Genomic DNA, 19,713 nt, shown 5'->3' with positions numbered 1-19,713 from the left:
CAGGCCGTGCACACCCCCGCCGCCGCGAGGTCACCTCGTACGGCGCGTCACGAACTCCGCCAGCGCCAGCAGCCCGCCCGCCGCCCCGAGGTCCGGAACCGCCCGGGACAGCTGCTGCACCGCCCGGCCCATCCGGTCCGCGGCGTGGGCCTGCGCCCAGTCGCGCCCGCCGGCCCGGTCCACCGCCTCGGCCGCCCGCTGCACGTCGTCCCCGGTCATGGGGCCGGCGTACAGGGCGGCCAGCTCATCGCCCGCCGTGGTGCCCGAGGTGAGGGCGGCCACGACCGGAAGGGACTTCTTGCGGGCGATCAGATCGGCTCCGGCGGGTTTGCCGGTGTGCCCGGGAACCCCCCAGATGCCGATCAGGTCGTCGATGAGCTGGAACGCCAGCCCCGCCTCCCGCCCGAAGGCGTCCATGGCGTCGACCTCGTCCGGTCCGGCCCCCGCGTACAGCGCGCCCAGGGCGCACGCGCACCCCAGGAGGGCCCCGGTCTTGGCCGTCGCCATGGTCAGGCACTCGTCCAGCGAGACGTCCGGGCGCTCTTCGAAGGCGCAGTCCGCCTGCTGGCCCGCGCACAGCTCGATGACGCAGGCCGAGAGCCGGGCCGAAGCCGGCGCCGAGGCCGGGTGCGGGTCCTCGGCGAGCAGTCCCAGCGCCAGCGACATCATGGCGTCGCCCGTGATGATCGCGTCCGCCATCCCGAAGACCGTCCAGGCGGTGGCCCGGCCGCGACGGCGGACGTCCCTGTCGATGACGTCGTCGTGCAGCAGCGTGAAGTTGTGCGCCAGCTCGACGGCCACTGCCGCGCGCACCGCCTCGTCCGGCTGCCAGCCCGGCCCGTGCAGGGCCTGGGCCGCCGCGAGCACCAGGGCCGGCCGGATGGCCTTCCCGGCGTTGCCGGCGGCCGGGGTGCCGTCGGCCTGCTCCCAGCCGAAGTGGTACATCGCGACGCGCCGCATGGAGCCGGGCAGGCTCTCGACCGTCCGGCGCAGTTCCGGGTTGACCGTTTCTCTTGTCCGTTCCAGGAGGGCGGCGGCCTCCTGGCCCTCGCCCGTCGCGACGGCGTTCAGCGCCAACGGCCGATCTCCACGTTCTCCAGCACGCCGAGCGCGTCCGGCACCAGCACGGCGGCGGAGAAGTAGGCGGTGACCAGGTAGGAGATGATCGCCTGCTCGCTGATCCCCATGAAGCGGACCGACAGGCTCGGCTCGATCTCGTCGGGGATGCCCGGCTGGTGCAGGCCGATCACGCCCTGGTCGTCCTCGCCGGTGCGCATGCACAGGATCGACGTCGTACGGGCGTCGCTGATCGGGATCTTGTTGGACGGGAAGATCGGCACCCCCCGCCAGGACGGCACCCGGTGGCCGTCGACGTCGATCGACTCCGGGTACAGCCCGCGCTTGTTGCACTCGCGGCCGAAGGCGGCGATCGCTTTGGGGTGGGCGAGGAAGAGCTTGGATCCGCGCCGCATGCTGAGCAGCTGGTCCATGTCGTCGGGGCTGGGCGCGCCGCCGTGGGGCTGGATGCGCTGGTCGTAGTCGGCGTTGTGGAGGAGGCCGAAGTCGTGGTTGTTGAGCATCTCGTGCTCCTGGCGCTCGCGCAGCGCCTCGACCGTGAGCCGCAACTGCTGCTCGGTCTGGTTCATCGGCTGGTTGTACAGGTCGGCGACGCGGGTGTGCACGCGCAGGACCGTTTGTGCAATGGAGAGTTCGTACTCGCGGGGGCGGGCCTCGTAGTCCACGAAGGTGCCGGGGAGCACGGCCTCGCCCTGGTGGCCGGCGGAGAGCTCGATGGCGGCCTCCCCGTACTTGTTGGTCCGCTGCGGGGGCAGGGACCGTACGGCGTCGATGTGCGCGCGCAGCGAGTCGACCCGGTCGGCGAGCAGCTGGAAGTCCTGGCGGGTCAGGACGAGCGCGGTGCCCGCGGTGGCGGCGCGGGCGGTGTACTCCCAGATCGCCTCCTCGTCGACGAGGGAGTCCTCGCCGAAGAAGGCGCCGTCGGCGACGGTCCGCAGGACGGCGTCCTCGCCGTAGGGGCCGGGGCCGATCTGGTCGATGCGGCCGTGGGCGAGGAGGAACACCTGGTCGGAGGCGTTGCCGAAGGAGGTGAGCTCCTGGCCGGGCTCGAAGTCGATCTGACGGCACCGCCGGGCGAGTTCGGCGAGGACGTCGAGGTCCTTGTAGTCGCGCAGCAGCGGGAGCTCACCGAGTTCGGCGGGGATCACCTGGACCTGGGTCCCGGTCTTGATGAATTCCACGATGCCGTTGCCGACCGAGTAGCTCAGCCGGCGGTTGACGCGGTAGGTGCCGCCCTGCACCGAGACCCACGGGAGCATCTTCAGGAGCCACCGCGAGGTGATTTCCTGCATCTGTGGCGCGGACTTGGTCGTGGTTGCCAAGTTCCGCGCGGCCGATGTCGCCAGACTGCGTTGCGGTGTCTGGGTCTCGGATTCGGAACCTGCCTGGACCGACATGTCTTTCCTTTCGATCACTCCATGGATCTGCGGGATGCAGCCTTTCAGTACGGAACGTGATGGGACCATTACACAAAAGGGTGGGACTACTCCGTCCGGGTGCGGGGCACTGTCTGGGGTTCAACTCCCCTCTCAGGGACCCCTCCGGACCCACCACTTTCCGGCCATCGCACCGCCCACGGGCCGTTAATTTGAATTCGTCGATGCTGGAGCACCTCGCGGACGCCGGGCACACCGCCCCGGTCACCGTGCTCCACGCCGACCGCTCACCCGCGGACCACCCCGCTGCGCGGCGACCACCGGGCCCTGACGCTCAAGCTGACCGACGCCTCGGCCCGCTTCTGGTACGAGTCCGGAGCGGAGCCGGGCGACGGCGAAGGCCTGATCGACCTGACGGCCGTCCCGGTCGCGCCCGGCACCCGGGCGTACCTGTGCGGGCCGCTCCCCTTCATGCGCGCGGTGCGCGAACAGCTGCTGACCAAGGGCGTATCGGCCGCGGACATCCACTACGAGGTGTTCGGCCCGGACCTGTGGCTGGTTTCCGCCTAATGCGTGTCCGGAACATGCCCTAGCGGCGGAAGGCCCGCCTCCACTACACCGGAACGTAACGAACCGCGTACGCACCGTAAAGGAGGCGGTCATGGCCGCACCCATGTCCGCAGACCGCTTCTGCAACGCCCTGCGCGCCGAGGGCCTGACCGTCGTCGAGGTCGGCGCCTGGCGCACCCACAACCGCAACAACAAGGGCCCCTGGGGACCGGTGCACGGGGTGATGATCCACCACACCGTCAGCCGCGGTACGTCCTTCACCGTCGACCTCTGCCGCAAGGGCGACGCCGCTCTGCCCGGACCGCTCTGCCACGGGGTGATCACCAAGGACGGCCGCACCCACCTGGTCGGCTTCGGCCGCGCCAACCACGCGGGGGCGGGCGACTCCGACGTGCTGGCGGCGGTGATCGCGGAGAAGCGACTGCCGCCGGACAACGAGGCGGACACCGACGGGAACCGCCACTTCTACGGCTTCGAGTGCGAGAACCTCGGCGACGGCAAGGACCCCTGGCCTGCGGTCCAGCTGAACGCCATGGCCCGCGCGGCGGCCGCGGTGTGCCGGGTCCACGGCTGGACCTCCCGCTCGGTGATCGGCCACCTGGAATGGCAGCCGGGCAAGGTCGACCCCAAGGGCTTCACGATGGACTGGCTGCGCGAGCGCGTGGCGGAACGCCTGAAGTAACCCGCACCCCATCTCACCCCTGACCGCCGGTCAGGGGTGGTCATACCAGGAGAAGGCGGCGATCCGCCAGCCGTCCGGGGTCCGGACGAACTGGATGGTCTTGGTCCCGGCCCCCTCGAACGGCTCGCCGTCCAGAATCCCGGACTTCGCGTACTCGCCGAACCGCGAGGCGATGTCCCCCGCGATCTCGGTCCGCTCGGAGGTCTCCCACTCGGCGAACTCGACCAGCCGCCCGCCGCCCAGCAGCCGCTCCCGGGGCTCGATGAACTCCTCCACGGTATAGACCGTGAGCTCCGGGCCAGTCATGACGATCACGCCACCGGGAAGCACCAGCCGGCGGATCCGCGCCACATCGGCGGTCTTGCCGCCCCGGTTGTCGAAGGCACCGAAGAACTCGGCGGTCAGCAGGTCTATCTCGCCCTTGGACATGGCGGGACCGTAACACCGCCATGCCGCACCGGTCAGCCACCACCGGCGGATGAACCAGCCACGGACCTCGACGCCGGACTGGTCCCCCGCCACCGCCCTCACGCCACTGACGTGCGACGGCACGGACCGGCGCGGCCCACAATGGGTGCGTGAACCGCCCAGCCGACCCTGACGTGCTCTTGCGGCCCCGGCCGCCCTCTCCCCTGCAAGAGATCCGTGACGAGCGGTTCGACCGGCACGGCGTACAGCTGCTGCTGAAGCGGGACGACCTCGTGCATCCGGTGATTCCGGGGAACAAGTGGCGCAAGCTCGCGCCGAACCTCCGGGCGGCGCTCGCGCAGGGACACGGCACGCTGGTGACCTTCGGCGGCGCGTACTCGAACCACCTGCGGGCCACCGCCACGGCCGGGCGGCTGCTGGGGCTGCGGACGGTCGGCATCGTGCGCGGCGACGAGCTGGCCGGGCGTGCGCTCAACGACTCCCTGGCCCGGTGCGCCGCGGACGGCATGCGCCTGCACTTCGCCTCCCGCGGCGACTACCGCCGCAAGGCGGAGCCCGGGACGCAGGCCCGGCTGCTCGCCGAGGCCGGTGCGCGGGGCGCGTACGTCGTCCCGGAGGGCGGCAGCAACGCCCCGGCCCTGGGGGGCTGCGCGGAACTGGGCCGCGAGCTGCGCGGGTGCGCCGCTGTGGCGGCGGTGGCCTGCGGGACCGGCGGCACCCTGGCGGGCCTGGCGGCGGGGCTCGCCCCGGGCCAGCGGGCGCTGGGCGTCCCGGTGCTGGCGGGCGGCTTCCTGGCGGCGGAGATACGTTCCCTCCAGGAGCAGGCCTTCGGCGGCCCGGCGGGCGACTGGGCCCTGGCCGAGGACTTCCACCACGGCGGCTACGCCCGCGTCCCGGCCGAACTGGATGCTTTCGCCGCCGACTTCGCGTCCCGCCACGGCCTCCCGGTGGAACGCGTCTACGTGGCCAAGCTCCTGTGGGCGCTGACCGAACTCACCGCCTCCGGGGCCTTCGCGCCCGGCACCACCCTGGCCGCCGTGGTCACGGGCCGGCCGTAACCCGCCGCGGGCGCAACCGGTACGCCGGCCCACCGCGGGCGGCGCGAGAAGTACCGCCGGACGGAGACCGGACGACCGCGCCCGGGTTCACGTGAGGAGCGGCGGCCCGCCCCCAGGGGCCGTACCCGCTCCGCCACGCGGGAGATCGCGGGGGATCAGGCCGACTCTTCGCGGTAGGCCGCCGCCTCCTCCAGGTCCAGCCTGCGCAGCAGCCCCCGCAGCATCTCGTCGTCGATCCGCCGCTGGTCCCGCAGCGCCACGAAGACCTCCCGCTCCGCCTCGATCATCTCCCGCGCCAGCCGCCGGTAGACGTCGTCCGCCGACTCCCCCGTCACCGGGTTGACCTCCCCCAACCGCTCCCACACCGCGTTGCGCCGCCGCTCCAGCACCGTCCGCAGCCGGTCCGCCAGCGGCGGCGGCAGCGTGCTGTTCTCCGGCTCCTCCAGCAGCTCCGCCAGCCGCTCCTCCGCCGCCCGCGAGGCCTCGCTCTGCGCCTGCGCCTCGGCGAGGGTCTCGGCCTGCAGGTCCCGCGGCGGCAGCTTCAGCATCCGGATCAGCGGCGGCAGCGTCAGCCCCTGCACCACCAGCGTCCCGATGACCGTCGTGAAGGTCAGGTAGAGGATCAGGTTCCGGTGCGGCACGGTCATCGGCACGGAGAAGGCGATGGCCAGCGAGACCACCCCGCGCATCCCGGCCCATCCCACGATCACCGGCGCCTTCCAGTCGGTGTCCGGCTCCCGCGTGCGGATCCGCTGCGAGACCCAGCGCGGCACGAAGGTCGCCGGGAACACCCACAGGTACCGGGCCACCACCACCGCGAGGAACACCACGACCGCGTACCAGGCCGCGGCCACGCCCTCGTACTCCCCCAGCCCCTTCAGGACCACCGGCAGCTGGAGTCCGATCAGCGCGAAGACCACCGACTCCAGGGCGAAGGCGACCACCTTCCACACGGCCTCCTCCTGGAGCCGGGTGGCGAAGTCGACCTGCCAGTTCCGGTGCCCGAGGTACAGGGCGACGACGACCACCGCCAGCACACCCGACGCGTGCACCCGCTCGGCCGCCGCGTACGCCACGAAGGGGATCAGCAGCGAGAGGGTGTTCTGGAGCAGCGGCTCCTTCAGCCGCTTGCGCAGCTGGTGGATCGGCACCATCAGCAGCAGGCCCACGCCGACCCCGCCCACCGAGGCCACCAGGAACTCCGCGATCCCGCCCGCCCAGCCGGCGCTCACCCCGACCGCCGCCGCCAGCGCCACCTTGTATGCGGTGATCGCGGTGGCGTCGTTCACCAGGGACTCGCCCTGGAGGATGGTCGTCATCCGGTTCGGCAGCCCGAGCCTGCGGGCGATGGCGGTCGCGGCCACCGCGTCGGGCGGCGCGATCACCGCGCCCAGCACCAGCGCCACCGGCAGCGACAGGCCCGGCACCACCAGGTACGCCGCGTACCCCACGGCCAGCGTCGCGAAGAGCACGTACCCGACGGACAGCAGCGCGACGGGCCGGATGTTCGCGCGCAGGTCCAGGTACGAGCTGTCCACGGCGGCCGTGTGCAGCAGCGGCGGGAGCAGCAGCGGCAGCACGATGTGCGGGTCGAGGGCGTACGGGGGCACGCCCGGGACGTACGCGGCGAGCAGACCTGCGGCGACCAGCAGCAGCGGCGCGGGCACCGGGGTCCGGCGGGCCAGCCCCGCGACGGCCGCACTCGCAGCGACCAGCGCCACCAGCGGCAGTACCTCCATCGATGATCCATCCTCATCCGTCGTGCGCCCGCACCCTGGTCGTACGCTGGCCATCATGAGCGAGTGCACCCACGTTGCCGAACTACCGCGCCCCGAGCCCATCCCGTCTGCCCAGACCTGCCCCGAATGTCTGGTGATCGGCAGCCATCCCGTACAACTGCGGATGTGCCTGGGGTGCGGGTACGTCGCCTGCTGCGACTCCTCGCCCCACCGGCACGCCACGGCGCACCACCAGGCGACCGGCCATCCGGTCATGCGGAGCTTCGAGCCGGGCGAGATCTGGCGCTGGTGTTTTGTCGACGGTTCGATCGTCTGAGGCGGGGTAGGTCAACCCTCCGCCGGTTCCCCTGATTTGATCCCGCAGACCCCTAGCCACTGTGCGTACCCATGGGCTTACCATCGGTCACTGGCCGGGGGAAAGGGGCTGCCCGCAAGCGGGCGCCCATCAGGGGTGCCGCGACACGATCGCCCGGATCGCGATAGCGTCACCGGGCGAACAGAGCTCGTACCACCTTGGAGGTGAGGGGTTGTCCCAGATCGCAGGCGAGCCCGGGACCCAGGACTTCGTGGAAGTCCGGCTGCCCGCTGCGGGTGCCTACCTGTCGGTGCTGCGGACGGCCACGGCCGGCCTCGCCGCACGTTTGGACTTCACCCTCGACGAGATCGAGGACCTCCGCATCGCGGTGGACGAAGCCTGCGCGATCCTGCTCCAGCAGGCCGTGCCCGGCTCCGTCCTCAGCTGCGTCTTCCGTCTGATCGAGGATTCGCTGGAGGTCACGGTTTCCGCGCCGACCACGGACGGGCGTGCGCCGGAGCGCGACACGTTCGCGTGGACGGTGCTGTCGGCGCTGGCCGGCAAGGTCGAGGCCACGGTCGAGGAGAACCGGACGGTGAGCATCAGCCTCTACAAACAGCGCGGCGCGGGACCAGGACCGGCGTGAGCGGCGGGGAGGTCCCGGTGTGGGGCGGGGATCGCCCCAGGGTGCGTCACGAGGTCGACGGCGGCATCCCGGAGCAGCAGCACGCCCGGCCGCATCCGGCTGACGCGGATGCGGAAGACGGCTTTTTGGACTCGGCGGAGCGACGGGCGGGCCCTATGAGCGAGAACCAGCACGAACACGCACAGCCATCTCAGCCATCACCGCCCCCGGAGGCCGCTGCCACGGCCCCGGTGGTGCCCGATGTCTCCGATGTGCAAGCGATCTCCGTGCCGCTGTTCCCGGTGTCGGTGGCATTGCCGGATCCGCGCGACCGAAGTGGCGCGCGGGCCCTGTTCATCGAGCTGCGGGCGCTGCCCGAGGGCTCGGTGGAGCGGGCGGAGCTGCGCAATCGCCTCGTACGGATGCACCTGCCGCTGGTCGAGCACCTGGCACGGCGCTTCCGCAACCGCGGTGAGCCCCTCGACGATCTGACCCAGGTCGCGACGATCGGCCTGATCAAGTCGGTGGACCGGTTCGACCCGGACCGCGGGGTGGAGTTCTCCACGTACGCCACGCCCACGGTGGTCGGCGAGATCAAACGCCACTTCCGCGACAAGGGCTGGGCGGTCCGGGTGCCCCGGCGCCTTCAGGAACTGCGGCTGTCGTTGACGACGGCCACGGCGGAGCTGTCCCAGCAGCACGGCCGCTCCCCCACCGTGCACGAACTGGCCGAGCGGCTGGGGATCTCCGAGGAGGAGGTGCTGGAGGGGCTGGAATCGGCCAACGCCTACAGCACGCTCTCGCTGGACGTCCCGGACACCGACGACGAGTCGCCGGCGGTCGCGGACACGCTGGGCGCGGAGGACGAGGCCCTGGAGGGCGTCGAGTACCGCGAGTCCCTCAAGCCTCTGCTGGAGGGGCTGCCGCCGCGGGAGAAGCGGATCCTGCTGCTGCGGTTCTTCGGCAACATGACCCAGTCGCAGATCGCGCAGGAGGTCGGCATCTCCCAGATGCACGTCTCCCGGCTGCTGGCCCGCACCCTGACCCAGCTCCGCGAGAAGCTCCTGGTCGAGGAGTAGAACGGGGAACGGGGAACGGGCTATCGGGCCTCTTCGCGGGGCCCGATTCCCAGCGCCTCGGTCGCCGTCGGGTTCACCAGGAGTGCCACGACGGCCACCGCGGCCACAGCGAGTCCCACGGCGGCAGCGATCATCGCGCCGCCGGTGGTGTAGAGCGTCCAGGCCACCGGCAGCGCCATCAGCTGGGTGATCAGCGCCGGGCCGCGGCTCCAGCGGCGGCCCAGGCGCAGTCCGCGGGCCGCGATCAGGGGCAGCGCGGCGAGCGCGAGCAGGGTGACCCCGCCGGTCTCGGCCTGCTGCGGGGAATCGGGGTCGCCGGCGATGCCCACGAACAGCATGTAGACGCCGAGGCCGGCCAGCGCCAGGCCCTCCAGGGCGGTGAGCGCCGCGGCGGCGGTCAGCCGGCCGGGCAGCGCGGCCGTCTCGGCGGCGGGGACGGGGACGGCAGGGGCGGCGGCATTCGGGGGCTGCTTCTTACTCACCCCAGCAGGGTAGCCGCGTGCCCCGGGCCGGGAGGGGACGGGCAGTAGGGTCGGCAGCCGAGGGGGTGGGTAGTCTGGCGCTCATGCGTGCACTTCTCGTGGCCAACCCAGCAGCGACGACGACCAGTGCGCGCACGCGCGACGTCCTGACCCACGCCCTGGCCAGCGAGATGAAGCTGGAGGCGGTGACCACCGAGTACCGGGGGCACGCCCGGGACCTGGGCCGCAAGGCCGCGCACGAGGGGCTGGACCTGGTCGTCGCCCTGGGCGGGGACGGCACGGTCAACGAGGTGGTCAACGGGCTGCTCCACGACGGGCCCGATCCGGAGCGGCTGCCCCGGCTGGCCGTGGTTCCCGGCGGCTCCACCAATGTCTTCGCCCGCGCGCTCGGGCTGCCCAACGACTCGGTCGAGGCGACCGGCGCCCTGCTGGACGCGCTGCGGGAGCGGCGCGAGCGGACGGTGGGCCTGGGGCTGGCGGCCGGCACCCCGGGCACGGAGGACGAGTCGGTTCCGGCGCGCTGGTTCACCTTCTGCGCGGGCTTCGGTTTCGACGCGGGCGTGGTGGGGCGGGTCGAACAGCAGCGCGAGCGCGGCAAGCGTTCGACGCACGCCCTGTACGTACGGCAGCTCATGCGCCAGTTCTGGGAGGAGCCGAACCGCCGGCACGGCACGGTGACGCTGGAGCGCCCCGGCGCGGATCCCGTGACGGATCTGGTGCTGTCGATAGTCTGCAACACCTCGCCGTGGACATATCTGGGCAATCGCCCGCTGTACGCCTCCCCGGAGGCGTCGTTCGATACTGCGCTTGACGTATTGGCACTGGACCGTTTGTCAACTCCGGCGGTCGCCCGGTACGCGACACAGCTCCTGACCTCGACTCCTGAGCGGGGTCCGCACGGCAAGCACGCGGTGTCTCTGCACGATCTGACCGACTTCACCTTGCATTCGAAGGTGCCGCTTCCCTTCCAGATGGACGGCGACCACCTCGGACTGCGCACCAGCGTTCGGTTCACAGGCGTTCGCCGTGCACTGCGTGTGATTGTGTGAGTGGAAGAGCCCAAAGCCCTTTCACTCGAACGTTTACACGCCGGTCCACCCTCACGATGTAGGGCTGTGACCTACTAGACACCGACGAATCAAAAAAAACTTTCCGGAAGGGGTTGTATCCCCGTCCGAGGTTTGCGAATCTCTACATGGCGATCGGGACAGCCCGCAGAACCGGCACCCACACAGACCGCCAGAACCCCCCAACGAATCTCTGGACCGCACCAGGCGACTGGGCGTCGGCCCTTCCCTCGCGGAGGGATTCGTGAAAGCGTTCACATTCACAAGCAACGTGCATGTCACACAAGAGAGGTAGCAGCCATGGACTGGCGTCACAACGCCGTTTGTCGTGAGGAAGACCCCGAGCTGTTCTTCCCCATCGGCAACACCGGTCCTGCGCTGCTGCAGATCGAGGAAGCCAAGGCCGTCTGCCGTCGCTGCCCCGTCATGGAGCAGTGCCTGCAGTGGGCGCTCGAGTCCGGTCAGGACTCCGGCGTCTGGGGCGGTCTCAGCGAGGACGAGCGCCGCGCGATGAAGCGCCGCGCCGCTCGCAACCGGGCGCGCAACGCCAGCGCCTGACAACGACTTTCGAGCCTCGACGCGCAGCGCGTAGTACCAGATAGGCGCTCAGCAACGTGCTCTTGAGCCCCGGACCGAGAAGTTTTCGGTCCGGGGCTCAGTGCTGTCCGGGGCGGATCCGCGCCACGGGGCCGTCACGCTGAGTGAAGCCCTCGCCCGGTACTCTGCGCTACTTCTGCGAGCTCGACGGGATGTCAAGGACGACCTTGGTGCCGCGCGGCTCCACCGGGACCATGTCGAAGGTGCCGCCGAGCTCGCCCTCCACGAGGGTCCGGACGATCTGCAGTCCGAGATTGCCGGCCCGCTGGGGGTCGAACCCCTCGGGCAGTCCCTTGCCGTCGTCGAGCACGGTGATCAGCAGCCGCCCGTCCGCGCGGCCGGTGCCGGAGCGGGTCGCGGAGACCTCCACGGTGCCGCCCTCCCCCTGGGTGAAGGCGTGCTCCAGGGCGTTCTGCAGGATCTCGGTCAGCACCATGGCGAGCGGGGTGGCGACCTCGGCGTCCAGGATGCCGAAGCGGCCGGTGCGCCGGCAGTCGACCTTGCCCGGGGAGATCTCGGAGACCATCGCGATCACGCGGTCGGCGATCTCGTCGAACTCGACACGCTCATCCAGGTTCTGAGACAGCGTCTCGTGCACGATCGCGATCGAACCGACGCGGCGCACGGCCTCGTTGAGCGCCTCGCGGCCCTGTGGCGAATCCATCCGGCGGGCCTGGAGCCGCAACAGGGCGGCCACCGTCTGGAGGTTGTTCTTCACCCGGTGGTGGATCTCCCGGATGGTCGCGTCCTTGGTGATCAGTTCGCGTTCGCGACGGCGCAGTTCGGTGACGTCGCGGCAGAGCACCAGGGAGCCGATCCGGGTCCCCTTGGGCTTCAGCGGGATGGCGCGCAGCTGGATGACCCCGCCGTTCCCCTCGACCTCGGTCTCCCTCGGGGCCCAGCCGCTGGCGAGCTTGACGAGCGCCTCGTCCACCGGTCCGCGCGAGGGCGCGAGTTCGGTGGTGGTGTCGCCCAGGTGCTGGCCGACCAGGTCGGAGGCGAGGCCGAGCCGGTGGTAGGCGGAGAGCGCGTTCGGGGAGGCGTAGGTGACCACGCCGTCGGCGTCGAGCCGGATCAGGCCGTCGCCGACGCGCGGGGAGGCGTCCATGTCGACCTGCTGGCCGGGGAACGGGAAGGAACCCGCCGCGATCATCTGCGCCAGGTCGGAGGCGGACTGGAGGTAGGTCAGCTCCAGCCGGCTCGGTGTACGCACAGTGAGCAGGTTGGTGTTGCGGGCGATCACGCCCAGGACCCGGCCCTCGCGGCGGACGGGGATCGACTCGACGCGGACGGGCACCTCCTCGCGCCACTCGGGGTCGCCTTCGCGCACGATCCGGCCCTCGTCGAGCGCGGCGTCGAGCAGCGGGCGCCGGCCGCGGGGCACCAGGTGGCCGACCATGTCGTCCTGGTACGAGGTGGGGCCGGTGTTCGGGCGCATCTGTGCGACCGAGACGTACCGGGTGCCGTCGAGGGTGGGCACCCACAGCACGAGGTCGGCGAAGGACAGGTCGGAGAGCAGCTGCCACTCCGAGACCAGCAGGTGGAGCCACTCCAGTTCGGTTTCACTGAGAGCGGTGTGCTGGCGTACGAGGTCGTTCATGGAGGGCACGTGGCGAGCGTACCCCGGGTACGCCTCATGACTTTCCCCACGGGATTACGCAGGAGTACCCAGGAGGCCCCGAGGCCGCGTACTGTTGGAGGAACCGACGGGATTCCACGGGCCGTCATTGGATGGACAGAACAGAATGGTCTAGTCCACAATTGACTAAGCTTCCGCCCTCCCCGCACAGGAGGACGGATCGAGGTAAGCCGCGCACTCTGCCCTGACTGCGTCGGCACCTCCCACCGGCCGCGGGAACCGCACACCCGCCGGCCGTAAGTACTCCGGGCTACGGTGCCGGGCGGGCTGAGGGTCCCGTCGGGCACCGTGGCCCAGAGGAATGTCACGCGGAATGTCACGCGGAATGCACCGCGGATCTCACGCGGAATGCACCGCGGAACGCAGCGCGGAACGCCTCCGCGAAACTACACAGGCCAGGCCACCAGCGCCCGTACCGCGACCGCCTCCAGCTCCTCCCGCGTCGCCCCGTCGCGCGCCTGCTGGGACCTCCCCTGGAGCACCGCGCCGGCATACCGGGCCAGCGCCCGCGCAATGCGGGGGCGGCCGCCTTCGCCGGGATCGAGGACACCGGCGAGGAGACCTACGACCGGGTCCACGCGCTCACCGTGAACGCGGTGGGCCCCGGAATCATCGGGACGGACCTGAATGCGGCCTGGCCGTCGGACCCGGCGGCCCGCGCCCACGCCGCCTCCCGCTCGGTCTTCGGGCGGATCGGTACGACGGAGGAGGTCTCGGACGTGGTGGCCTTCCTGGCCTCGCCGGACTCCCGCTGGGTGACGGGCCGGCACCTCGACGCGACGGGCGGCCTCCAGCTCGCGCTGGTGTAGGCCGCCCCCTCCCCCGAAAGGCCTCAGGGCGGGATCGGGGTCAGCATGGAAATCGCGGAGCCAAGCGCCGGCGGGCCCGGCTCTGCTAGATTGGTCTATACCACAACTTGCCCAGACCCTCCTCTCAGATCGGCAGGCCCCGCGTGGAAGTTGTCATCGTCCCGGACGCCAAGGCAGGCGGCGAGCTCATCGCGGAGGCCATGGCCGCACTGGTCCGCCGCAAGCCCGACGCCCTGCTCGGCGTGGCGACCGGCTCTACCCCGCTGCCCATCTACGAGGCCCTGGCCGCCAAGGTGAAGGCGGGCGAGGTCGACGCGTCCAAGGCCCGCATCTGCCAGCTCGACGAGTACGTCGGCCTGCCGGCCGGACACCCCGAGTCCTACCGGGCCGTGGTGCTCCGCGAGGTCGTCGAGCCGCTCGGCCTGTCCGAGGCCTCCTTCATGGGTCCCGACGGCTCGGCCGAGGACATCGTCGGCGCGTGCGCGGCCTACGACCGCGCGCTCGCCGAGGCCGGCGGCGTCGACCTCCAGCTGCTGGGCATCGGCACGGACGGGCACATCGGCTTCAACGAGCCGTGCTCCTCTCTGGCCTCCCGCACCCGCATCAAGACGCTGACCGAGCAGACCCGGGTCGACAACGCGCGCTTCTTCGACAACGACATAGACCAGGTGCCGCACCACGTCATCACGCAGGGCATCGGCACCATCCTCGACGCCCGCCACCTGGTGCTCCTGGCCACGGGCGAGGGCAAGGCCGAGGCCGTCGCGCAGACGGTGGAGGGCCCCCTGTCCGCGCTGGTCCCGGCCTCCGCGCTGCAGATGCACCGGCACGCCACGGTCGTGGTGGACGAGGCGGCCGCCTCGAAGCTGAAGCTGGCGGACTACTTCCGGCACACGTACGCCGACAAGCCGGCCTGGCAGGGTCTGTAGCCGCCCGACCGGAAGGGCGGGGCTCCCCTCGGGGGAGCCCCGCCCTTCGCCGTACCGTCCTTAGCCGTACCGTGCGGCACCACCGCGCAAGCGGCCCCGGGCTCCGCCCGGGCTTTGCGGGGCTCCGCCCCGCACCCCGCGCCTCAAACGCCGGCGGGGCTGGTTTTTGCGGATCTGCGCCTCACGGGTGCCGCTGGGCACAAACCCAGCCCCGCCGGCGTTTGAGGCGCGGGGGCTCGGGGGCGGAGCCCCCGCAGCGGAGGGGCGTCTAGGTGCCCGCGATGGCCTCGGCCGCGGCGCGGCCGCAGGCTCGGGAGGCGCCGTGCGTGGCGACGTACAGGGCCCCCCGCGGCGCGGCCTGCGGGACGCCCATCTCCACGACAACCGTGTCCGGCCGCGCGGCGACCAGCGCGTCGACGACCTCCGTCATCCACGGATACCGGTGCTCGTCGCGGACCACCGCGACCACCGTGCGCGAGCCCGCCGCCGCCAGGATGTCCGCGGCCGAGGCGCCCGCCGGGTAGACGCCCGACTCCGTGCCCGGGAGCAGGGAGGCCAGTTCCGCGGCCACGCCCCACGGGGTCTCGTCGCCCACCGCGATGTTCGCCACGGGCGCGAGGGTGGCCACGTACGGCGGGACGGCGAGCGGCCGCGCCGTACCGGTGACGGCGACGGCGCGGCGGGCGGCGGTCAGGCCGATGCCGGACGCGCGGCTCCCCTCCAGCCGCGCGTCCGGACGGGCCCGGCGGGTCCACTCGGCGAGCCCGCGGACCCGGGCGGCCGCGTCCGCGAGGCGCTCCTGCGGGAGCGTGCCCTCCCGTACGGCCGCGACCAGCGCGTCGCGCAGCCGCAGCACGGTCTCCTCGTCGGCGAGACCGCCGCCGACGCAGATGGCGTCGGCCCCGGCCGCGATGGCGAGGACCGAGCCGCGCTCGATGCCGTACGTCCCGGCGATGGCGTTCATCTCCATGCCGTCGGTGACGATCAGGCCCTCGTAGCCGAGCTCCTTGCGCAGCAGGCCGGTCAGGATCTGCGGGCTGAGGGTGGCCGGGCGGGTCGGGTCGAGGGAGGGCACGAGGATGTGCGCGCTCATCACGGCCTTGGTGCCGGCCGCGATGGCCGCCTTGAAGGGGACGAGCTCGCGGGCCTGGAGGGTGTCCAGGTCCACGTCGATGCGCGGCAGCGCGTGGTGCGAGTCGACGTTGGTGTCGCCGTGGCCGGGGAAGTGCTTGGTGCACGCGGCGACGCCGGCGGCCTGGAGGCCCTCCACGTACGCGGCGGTGTGCCGGGCGGTGAGGTGGGTGTCGGCGCCGAAGGACCGGACGCCGATGACCGGGTTGGCCGGGTTGGAGTTGACGTCCGCGGAGGGGGCCCAGTTGAGGTTGACCCCGCATTCGGCGAGGCGCCGGCCCAGCTCGCGGGCGACCTCCCGGGTGAGGTCGGTGTCGTCGACGGCGCCGAGTGCCAGGTTGCCGGGGAAGGACGAGCCGCCCCGGACCTCCAGGCGGGTGACGTCGCCGCCCTCCTCGTCGATGGCGACCAGGACGTCGTCGCGCTCGGTACGCAGCTGCGCGGTGAGCGCGGCGAGCTGCTCGGCGGAGGTGATGTTGCGGCCGAACAGACCGACGGCGGTGAGGCCTTCGCGGACCTGGCGCAGCAGCCAGACGGGGGCGGTGGTGCCCTCGAAGCCGGGCTGGAGGACCGCGAGGGCGTCGCGGGTGACCTGATCGTTCGAACCAGACGCTGGGGTGCGGTGCGCAAGGACAGTCATGGTGCCGTTATCCCTTCACGGCGCCGGCGGTCATGCCGCCGACGGCCTTGCGCTGGAGGAAGATGAAGATCAGCAGGACCGGGACCGCGAAGAGCGAGGACGCGGCCATGGTGGCGCCCCAGTCGTTGCCGAAGGCGGTCATGAACTCGGTCAGCCACAGCGGGAGGGTCTGCGCGGTCTTGTCCTTGTTGAGGATCAGGACCATCGCGAACTCGTTCCAGGCGGTGATGAAGCCGAAGAGCGAGGTGGACATCAGGCCGGGGGCCAGCAGGGGGAAGATCACCTTGCGGAAGGCCTGGCCGCGGGTGCAGCCGTCGATCTGGGCGGCCTCCTCCAGGGTCACCGGGACGGCCGCGATGAAGCCGCGCAGGGTCCAGATGGTGAAGGGGAGGATCATCACGAAGTAGATCGCGGTGAGCAGCGGGAGACTGTTCAGCATCTCGCTGTCGCGGGCGATCATGTACATCGCGATGACCATGACCTCCCAGGGGGCCATCTGGGCCATCATCACGGTGAGGACGAGGCCCTTGCGGCCCTTGAACTTCATGCGGGCGATGGCGAAGCTCGCGGCGAGGGCGACGAGCAGGGCCAGGACGACGGCGCCGACCGTGACCAGGACGCTGTTGGTGACGTACGTCCAGAAGTTGGCGACCCCGGTGGCCTTGGTGAAGTTGTCCAGCGTCGGGGTGAAGACGAAGACGGGGTCCTTCGTGAGGATCTGGCCGGCCGGCTTCAGGGCCGAGGAGAACATCCAGTAGACCGGGAAGACGAAGACGGCGGCCAGGAGGAGCGCGCCGAGGTTCTTGGCGACGGTCCCGGGGCGCAGCGGCCGGCGGGTGCGCAGCTGCTGTGCGGGCTCGGGGGCGGAGGTCGTGCTCACTGCTCCTCCTCCTGCTTCAGGATCAGGCGGAAGTAGAAGGACATGACGATCACGAGGATCACGATCGTCAGGACGGAGATCGCGGCGGCGAGGCCGTAGTGGGCCTGGCTCTGGCCCTCGACGTAGGCGAAGACCGGGAGGATCTCGGAGGCGCGGTCGGGGCCGCCCTTGTTCATCGCGTAGACCTGGGTGAAGGCCTTGAAGACCCAGATCACCTCGAGGAAGGTGGTGATGAGGAAGAAGGGCTTGAGGTTCGGGAAGACGATCTTCCAGAAGGTCTGCCAGCCGTTGGCGCCGTCCATCCGGGCGGCCTCGTACAGCTCGGCGCCGACCGTGGTCAGACCGGCGTACATGTTGAGCGCGACGAAGGGGATGGAGCCCCAGACCACCAGGATCGTGACGATCACGAGGGTGGAGAGGCCGGTCTCCATCCAGTTGTGCTGTTCGTAGCCGGCGAAGCCGGCCGTGCGCATCACCCAGTTCATGACGCCGAACTGCTCGTCGAACAGCCACCGGAAGACCTGCACCGAGGCGACGATCGGCATGGCCCAGGCCATCACGAGCGCCATCGACAGAACCAGGCGCATCTTGGTGCCGAGCCGGTTGAGCAGGATGCCGATGAGGCTGCCGAGCACCATGATCAGTGCGACGTTGGCGGCGGTGAAGGCGAAGCTGCGGACGACGACGGTCCAGAACGTCGAGTCGGCCAGCAGCTCGGTGTAGTTGGCGAACCCCGCGAAGGGGTACTTCCGCTGGATGAACTCGATCTTGTTGATGTCCTGGAAGGACAGGATCACGTTCTTGATCAGCGGGTACAGCAGCAGGGTCGCGAGGCTGAGCACCGCGGGCAGGATCAGCAGGTAGGGCAGCCACCCCGAGGGGAGCGGCTTTCTGCTCCCGCGAGGAGCCGTATGGCTGGGGCCGGCGGGGGCGGTGGGCGCCTGCGGCGGCCGTCCGGCGGACTTCTGTGGTGCGTCCTGTGGAGCGCTGGTCGCCGCTCCCTGGGAGTGCACGGTCATGGCTTGGTTTCCTCGCGGTTGACTGTGGAGTCAAATGCGCGACCGGGGGCGCGGCAGGCGGCTGGGCGCCTGCCGCACCCCCCGGTGCATTCACACTGCTGGGTCGTGCGGGTGCTGCGGGGCGGGGCTGTTACTTGTTGATGCGGTTCGCAATTTCCTTGTCCGCGTCCGCGCCCGCCTTGGCGGCGTCGTCACCCTTCAGGACCTTGGTCATGAACTCCTTGATCGGGTTGGGCTCGGTCTCGACGTTCGCCCATCCCGCGGTGACCGGGGTGATCTTGCCGTTGGCGCCGGCCTTGGCCATCGACTCGGCGAAGGAGCCCGCGGCCGGGGCGAAGTTGGCGCCGGCCTGGTTCGGGAGCAGCGCGCCCTTGGTCTCGGCGGCGTACTTGGCCATCTGGTCCTTGCCGGCGGCCAGGGCCAGCCACTCCTTGGCGAGCTCCTTGTTCTTGGAGCGCTCGGCCACGGCGAGGTTGGAGCCGCCGAGGAAGACGGTGCCGGGCTTGTCGGCGGTCTTGCCGGGGATCGGGAAGTAGCCGAAGTCGGCCTCCTTGCCCGCGTCCTTCAGCGCCTTCTCGGCACCGCCGGCCTCCCAGCCGAGACCGATCCAGGAGGAGACGCCGCCCTTGGGGACGATGTCGGTGGACTGCTGCGGGGTGGCCTCGTCCTTGTCCTTGGGGGCGGTGGAGAAGGACTGCAGCTTCTTGTAGAACTCCATCGCGGAGGCGGCCTGCGGGGTGCCCAGACCGCCCTTCCACTTGGCGCCGTCCTTGACGGCGAGGTCGCCGCCCTCGTCCCAGATGAAGCCGGCGAGGACGTACCAGCTCTGGCCGGGGAGGTAGATCGGCTGCGAGGCCGGGTCGGCCGCCTTCAGCTTCTCCAGGCCGGCCACCCACTCGTCCCGGGTCTTCGGCGGGGTGACGCCGGCCTTCTCGAAGGCCTTCTTGTCGTAGATGACGACGCGGTTGGCGGCGTACCAGGGGGCGGAGTAGAGCTTGCCGTCGACCTCGGCCGAGGCGAGCATGCTCTTCTGCCAGGCGTCTGCGCCGAGCTTGGCCTTGTCCTTCGTCAGGTCGGCGAGGCCGCCGGTGACCGCGTAGCCGGCGGTCTGGGTGTTGCCGAGCTCAAGGACGTCCGGAGGGGTGTTCTCGGAGAGGGCCGTGGTGACCTTCTCCTGGATGCCCGTCCACTTCTGCTCCTCGACCTTGACCGTGACACCGGGGTGCTTGGCCGAGAACTCCTTGTTGACCTCGTCGATCCAGGCCTTCGGTGCGGAGCCGTCCATCACCCAGACGGTGATCTCCTTGGCGCCACCCGACGCGTCGGCCTTCGGCTTGTCGTCGCCGCCGTTGCCGCACGCCGCGACTCCGACCATCATGCCCACGACACCGACCGCCGCAATGAGCTTGCGCTTCACGCCACCCTCCTCAGGGATGCTGCCTGCAACTTCCCTCGCCCGCCGCGGTGACGTACCAAGTACTGCCCGTGGGGCCGGGATCCGATCCATATTGGTGTAGACCAGTAGCTGGAGCTTGGCCTAGACCTTTAGGGGTGTCAAGGGTCTAATGAGCGGGTGCTCGGTCCGTTATC

At 70.9% G+C, this 19,713-nt stretch carries 19 protein-coding genes and 2 pseudogenes; 10 read left to right on the top strand and 11 right to left on the bottom strand.

What is annotated here, in order from left to right:
* Window positions 1-30 precede the first annotated feature (30 nt).
* Together J7E94_RS13170 and J7E94_RS13165 are read right to left on the bottom strand one after the other, a co-directional pair.
* On the bottom strand, window positions 31-1,077 hold the full coding sequence (locus J7E94_RS13170; RefSeq protein WP_251056605.1) for a family 2 encapsulin nanocompartment cargo protein polyprenyl transferase: 1,047 nt from the start codon (window positions 1,075-1,077) through the stop codon (window positions 31-33).
* On the bottom strand, window positions 1,068-2,474 hold the full coding sequence (locus J7E94_RS13165) for a family 2B encapsulin nanocompartment shell protein (RefSeq protein ID WP_215015196.1): 1,407 nt from the start codon (window positions 2,472-2,474) through the stop codon (window positions 1,068-1,070). Before J7E94_RS13165 ends, J7E94_RS13170 begins: the two co-directional genes overlap by 10 nt.
* A gap of 200 nt (window positions 2,475-2,674) precedes the next feature.
* On the opposite strand from J7E94_RS13165, the pseudogene J7E94_RS13160 reads away from it, so the two are divergent.
* Both J7E94_RS13160 and J7E94_RS13155 read left to right on the top strand, forming a co-directional pair.
* Window positions 2,675-3,023 (top strand): annotated as a pseudogene (locus tag J7E94_RS13160) (hemin transporter); the annotation flags it as partial.
* A 91-nt stretch (window positions 3,024-3,114) separates the two neighbouring features.
* A complete protein-coding gene (locus tag J7E94_RS13155) occupies window positions 3,115-3,705 on the top strand; it encodes an N-acetylmuramoyl-L-alanine amidase (protein WP_215015194.1) in 591 nt (196 codons plus the stop codon).
* Window positions 3,706-3,735: 30 nt separating this feature from the next.
* Here the strand turns inward: J7E94_RS13155 and J7E94_RS13150 are convergent, their stop codons facing one another.
* Window positions 3,736-4,134 (bottom strand): DUF4440 domain-containing protein, encoded by a 399-nt coding sequence (locus J7E94_RS13150; protein ID WP_215015192.1) that lies wholly within the window; start codon window positions 4,132-4,134, stop codon window positions 3,736-3,738.
* 149 nt (window positions 4,135-4,283) lie between these two features.
* On the opposite strand from J7E94_RS13150, the gene J7E94_RS13145 reads away from it, so the two are divergent.
* Window positions 4,284-5,192 carry a 1-aminocyclopropane-1-carboxylate deaminase/D-cysteine desulfhydrase gene (locus tag J7E94_RS13145; RefSeq protein WP_215015190.1) on the top strand — a complete coding sequence of 303 codons (909 nt, stop codon included), beginning with the start codon at window positions 4,284-4,286 and terminating at the stop codon, window positions 5,190-5,192.
* Window positions 5,193-5,347: 155 nt separating this feature from the next.
* Here J7E94_RS13145 and J7E94_RS13140 read toward each other — a convergent pair whose 3' ends face one another.
* Window positions 5,348-6,931: a Na+/H+ antiporter gene (locus J7E94_RS13140; RefSeq protein ID WP_215015188.1), complete on the bottom strand. Its 1,584-nt coding sequence runs from the start codon at window positions 6,929-6,931 to the stop codon at window positions 5,348-5,350.
* 55 nt (window positions 6,932-6,986) lie between these two features.
* On the opposite strand from J7E94_RS13140, the gene J7E94_RS13135 reads away from it, so the two are divergent.
* From J7E94_RS13135 to J7E94_RS13125, 3 genes are all read left to right on the top strand, one after another.
* Window positions 6,987-7,247, top strand: a complete 261-nt coding sequence (locus J7E94_RS13135; RefSeq protein WP_215015187.1) for a UBP-type zinc finger domain-containing protein — start codon at window positions 6,987-6,989, stop codon at window positions 7,245-7,247.
* A 211-nt stretch (window positions 7,248-7,458) separates the two neighbouring features.
* Window positions 7,459-7,872 (top strand): anti-sigma regulatory factor, encoded by a 414-nt coding sequence (locus J7E94_RS13130; RefSeq protein ID WP_215015185.1) that lies wholly within the window; start codon window positions 7,459-7,461, stop codon window positions 7,870-7,872.
* Window positions 7,869-8,930: an RNA polymerase sigma factor SigF gene (locus tag J7E94_RS13125; protein ID WP_215015183.1), complete on the top strand. Its 1,062-nt coding sequence runs from the start codon at window positions 7,869-7,871 to the stop codon at window positions 8,928-8,930. Before J7E94_RS13130 ends, J7E94_RS13125 begins: the two co-directional genes overlap by 4 nt.
* A 20-nt stretch (window positions 8,931-8,950) precedes the next feature.
* Here the strand turns inward: J7E94_RS13125 and J7E94_RS13120 are convergent, their stop codons facing one another.
* The gene (locus J7E94_RS13120; protein ID WP_374224434.1) at window positions 8,951-9,412 is read right to left on the bottom strand and encodes a hypothetical protein; all 462 of its coding nucleotides are present in this window, start codon (window positions 9,410-9,412) and stop codon (window positions 8,951-8,953) included.
* Window positions 9,413-9,495: 83 nt separating this feature from the next.
* Between J7E94_RS13120 and J7E94_RS13115 the strand changes: the two genes are divergently transcribed.
* Window positions 9,496-10,461 (top strand): diacylglycerol kinase family protein, encoded by a 966-nt coding sequence (locus tag J7E94_RS13115; protein WP_215015180.1) that lies wholly within the window; start codon window positions 9,496-9,498, stop codon window positions 10,459-10,461.
* A gap of 318 nt (window positions 10,462-10,779) precedes the next feature.
* Entirely contained in the window at window positions 10,780-11,037 is a 258-nt protein-coding gene (locus tag J7E94_RS13110; protein ID WP_003953983.1) for a WhiB family transcriptional regulator, read from the top strand.
* Window positions 11,038-11,206: 169 nt separating this feature from the next.
* Here J7E94_RS13110 and J7E94_RS13105 read toward each other — a convergent pair whose 3' ends face one another.
* Both J7E94_RS13105 and J7E94_RS13100 read right to left on the bottom strand, forming a co-directional pair.
* Window positions 11,207-12,676, bottom strand: coding sequence for a sensor histidine kinase (locus J7E94_RS13105; RefSeq protein WP_215015263.1), 1,470 nt, complete (start codon window positions 12,674-12,676; stop codon window positions 11,207-11,209).
* A 425-nt stretch (window positions 12,677-13,101) separates the two neighbouring features.
* Window positions 13,102-13,227 (bottom strand): annotated as a pseudogene (locus J7E94_RS13100) (TetR/AcrR family transcriptional regulator); the annotation flags it as partial.
* Between the two features lie 75 nt (window positions 13,228-13,302).
* Here J7E94_RS13100 and J7E94_RS34500 point away from each other — a divergent pair.
* Both J7E94_RS34500 and nagB read left to right on the top strand, forming a co-directional pair.
* On the top strand, window positions 13,303-13,524 hold the full coding sequence (locus J7E94_RS34500; RefSeq protein ID WP_308344975.1) for an SDR family oxidoreductase: 222 nt from the start codon (window positions 13,303-13,305) through the stop codon (window positions 13,522-13,524).
* Window positions 13,525-13,667: 143 nt separating this feature from the next.
* Window positions 13,668-14,453: a glucosamine-6-phosphate deaminase gene (nagB, locus tag J7E94_RS13090; RefSeq protein ID WP_215015178.1), complete on the top strand. Its 786-nt coding sequence runs from the start codon at window positions 13,668-13,670 to the stop codon at window positions 14,451-14,453.
* 268 nt (window positions 14,454-14,721) lie between these two features.
* Here nagB and J7E94_RS13085 read toward each other — a convergent pair whose 3' ends face one another.
* The 4 genes from J7E94_RS13085 to J7E94_RS13070 form a co-directional block, all read right to left on the bottom strand.
* Complete coding sequence (locus J7E94_RS13085; RefSeq protein WP_215015176.1) at window positions 14,722-16,224, bottom strand: glycoside hydrolase family 3 protein; 1,503 nt, start codon at window positions 16,222-16,224, stop codon at window positions 14,722-14,724.
* A gap of 7 nt (window positions 16,225-16,231) precedes the next feature.
* On the bottom strand, window positions 16,232-17,104 hold the full coding sequence (locus tag J7E94_RS13080) for a carbohydrate ABC transporter permease (protein ID WP_374224433.1): 873 nt from the start codon (window positions 17,102-17,104) through the stop codon (window positions 16,232-16,234).
* A complete protein-coding gene (locus tag J7E94_RS13075; RefSeq protein WP_215015175.1) occupies window positions 17,101-18,123 on the bottom strand; it encodes a carbohydrate ABC transporter permease in 1,023 nt (340 codons plus the stop codon). Before J7E94_RS13075 ends, J7E94_RS13080 begins: the two co-directional genes overlap by 4 nt.
* 130 nt (window positions 18,124-18,253) lie before the next feature.
* On the bottom strand, window positions 18,254-19,540 hold the full coding sequence (locus tag J7E94_RS13070) for an extracellular solute-binding protein (protein WP_215015173.1): 1,287 nt from the start codon (window positions 19,538-19,540) through the stop codon (window positions 18,254-18,256).
* Window positions 19,541-19,713 lie beyond the last annotated feature (173 nt).

Origin of the sequence: Streptomyces sp. ISL-94 (assembly GCF_018614075.1) — a bacterium.
Classification (GTDB): domain Bacteria; phylum Actinomycetota; class Actinomycetes; order Streptomycetales; family Streptomycetaceae; genus Streptomyces.
The sequence above is the reverse complement of the archived record's forward strand: the minus strand, read 5'-3'. Positions and strand labels throughout refer to the sequence as shown.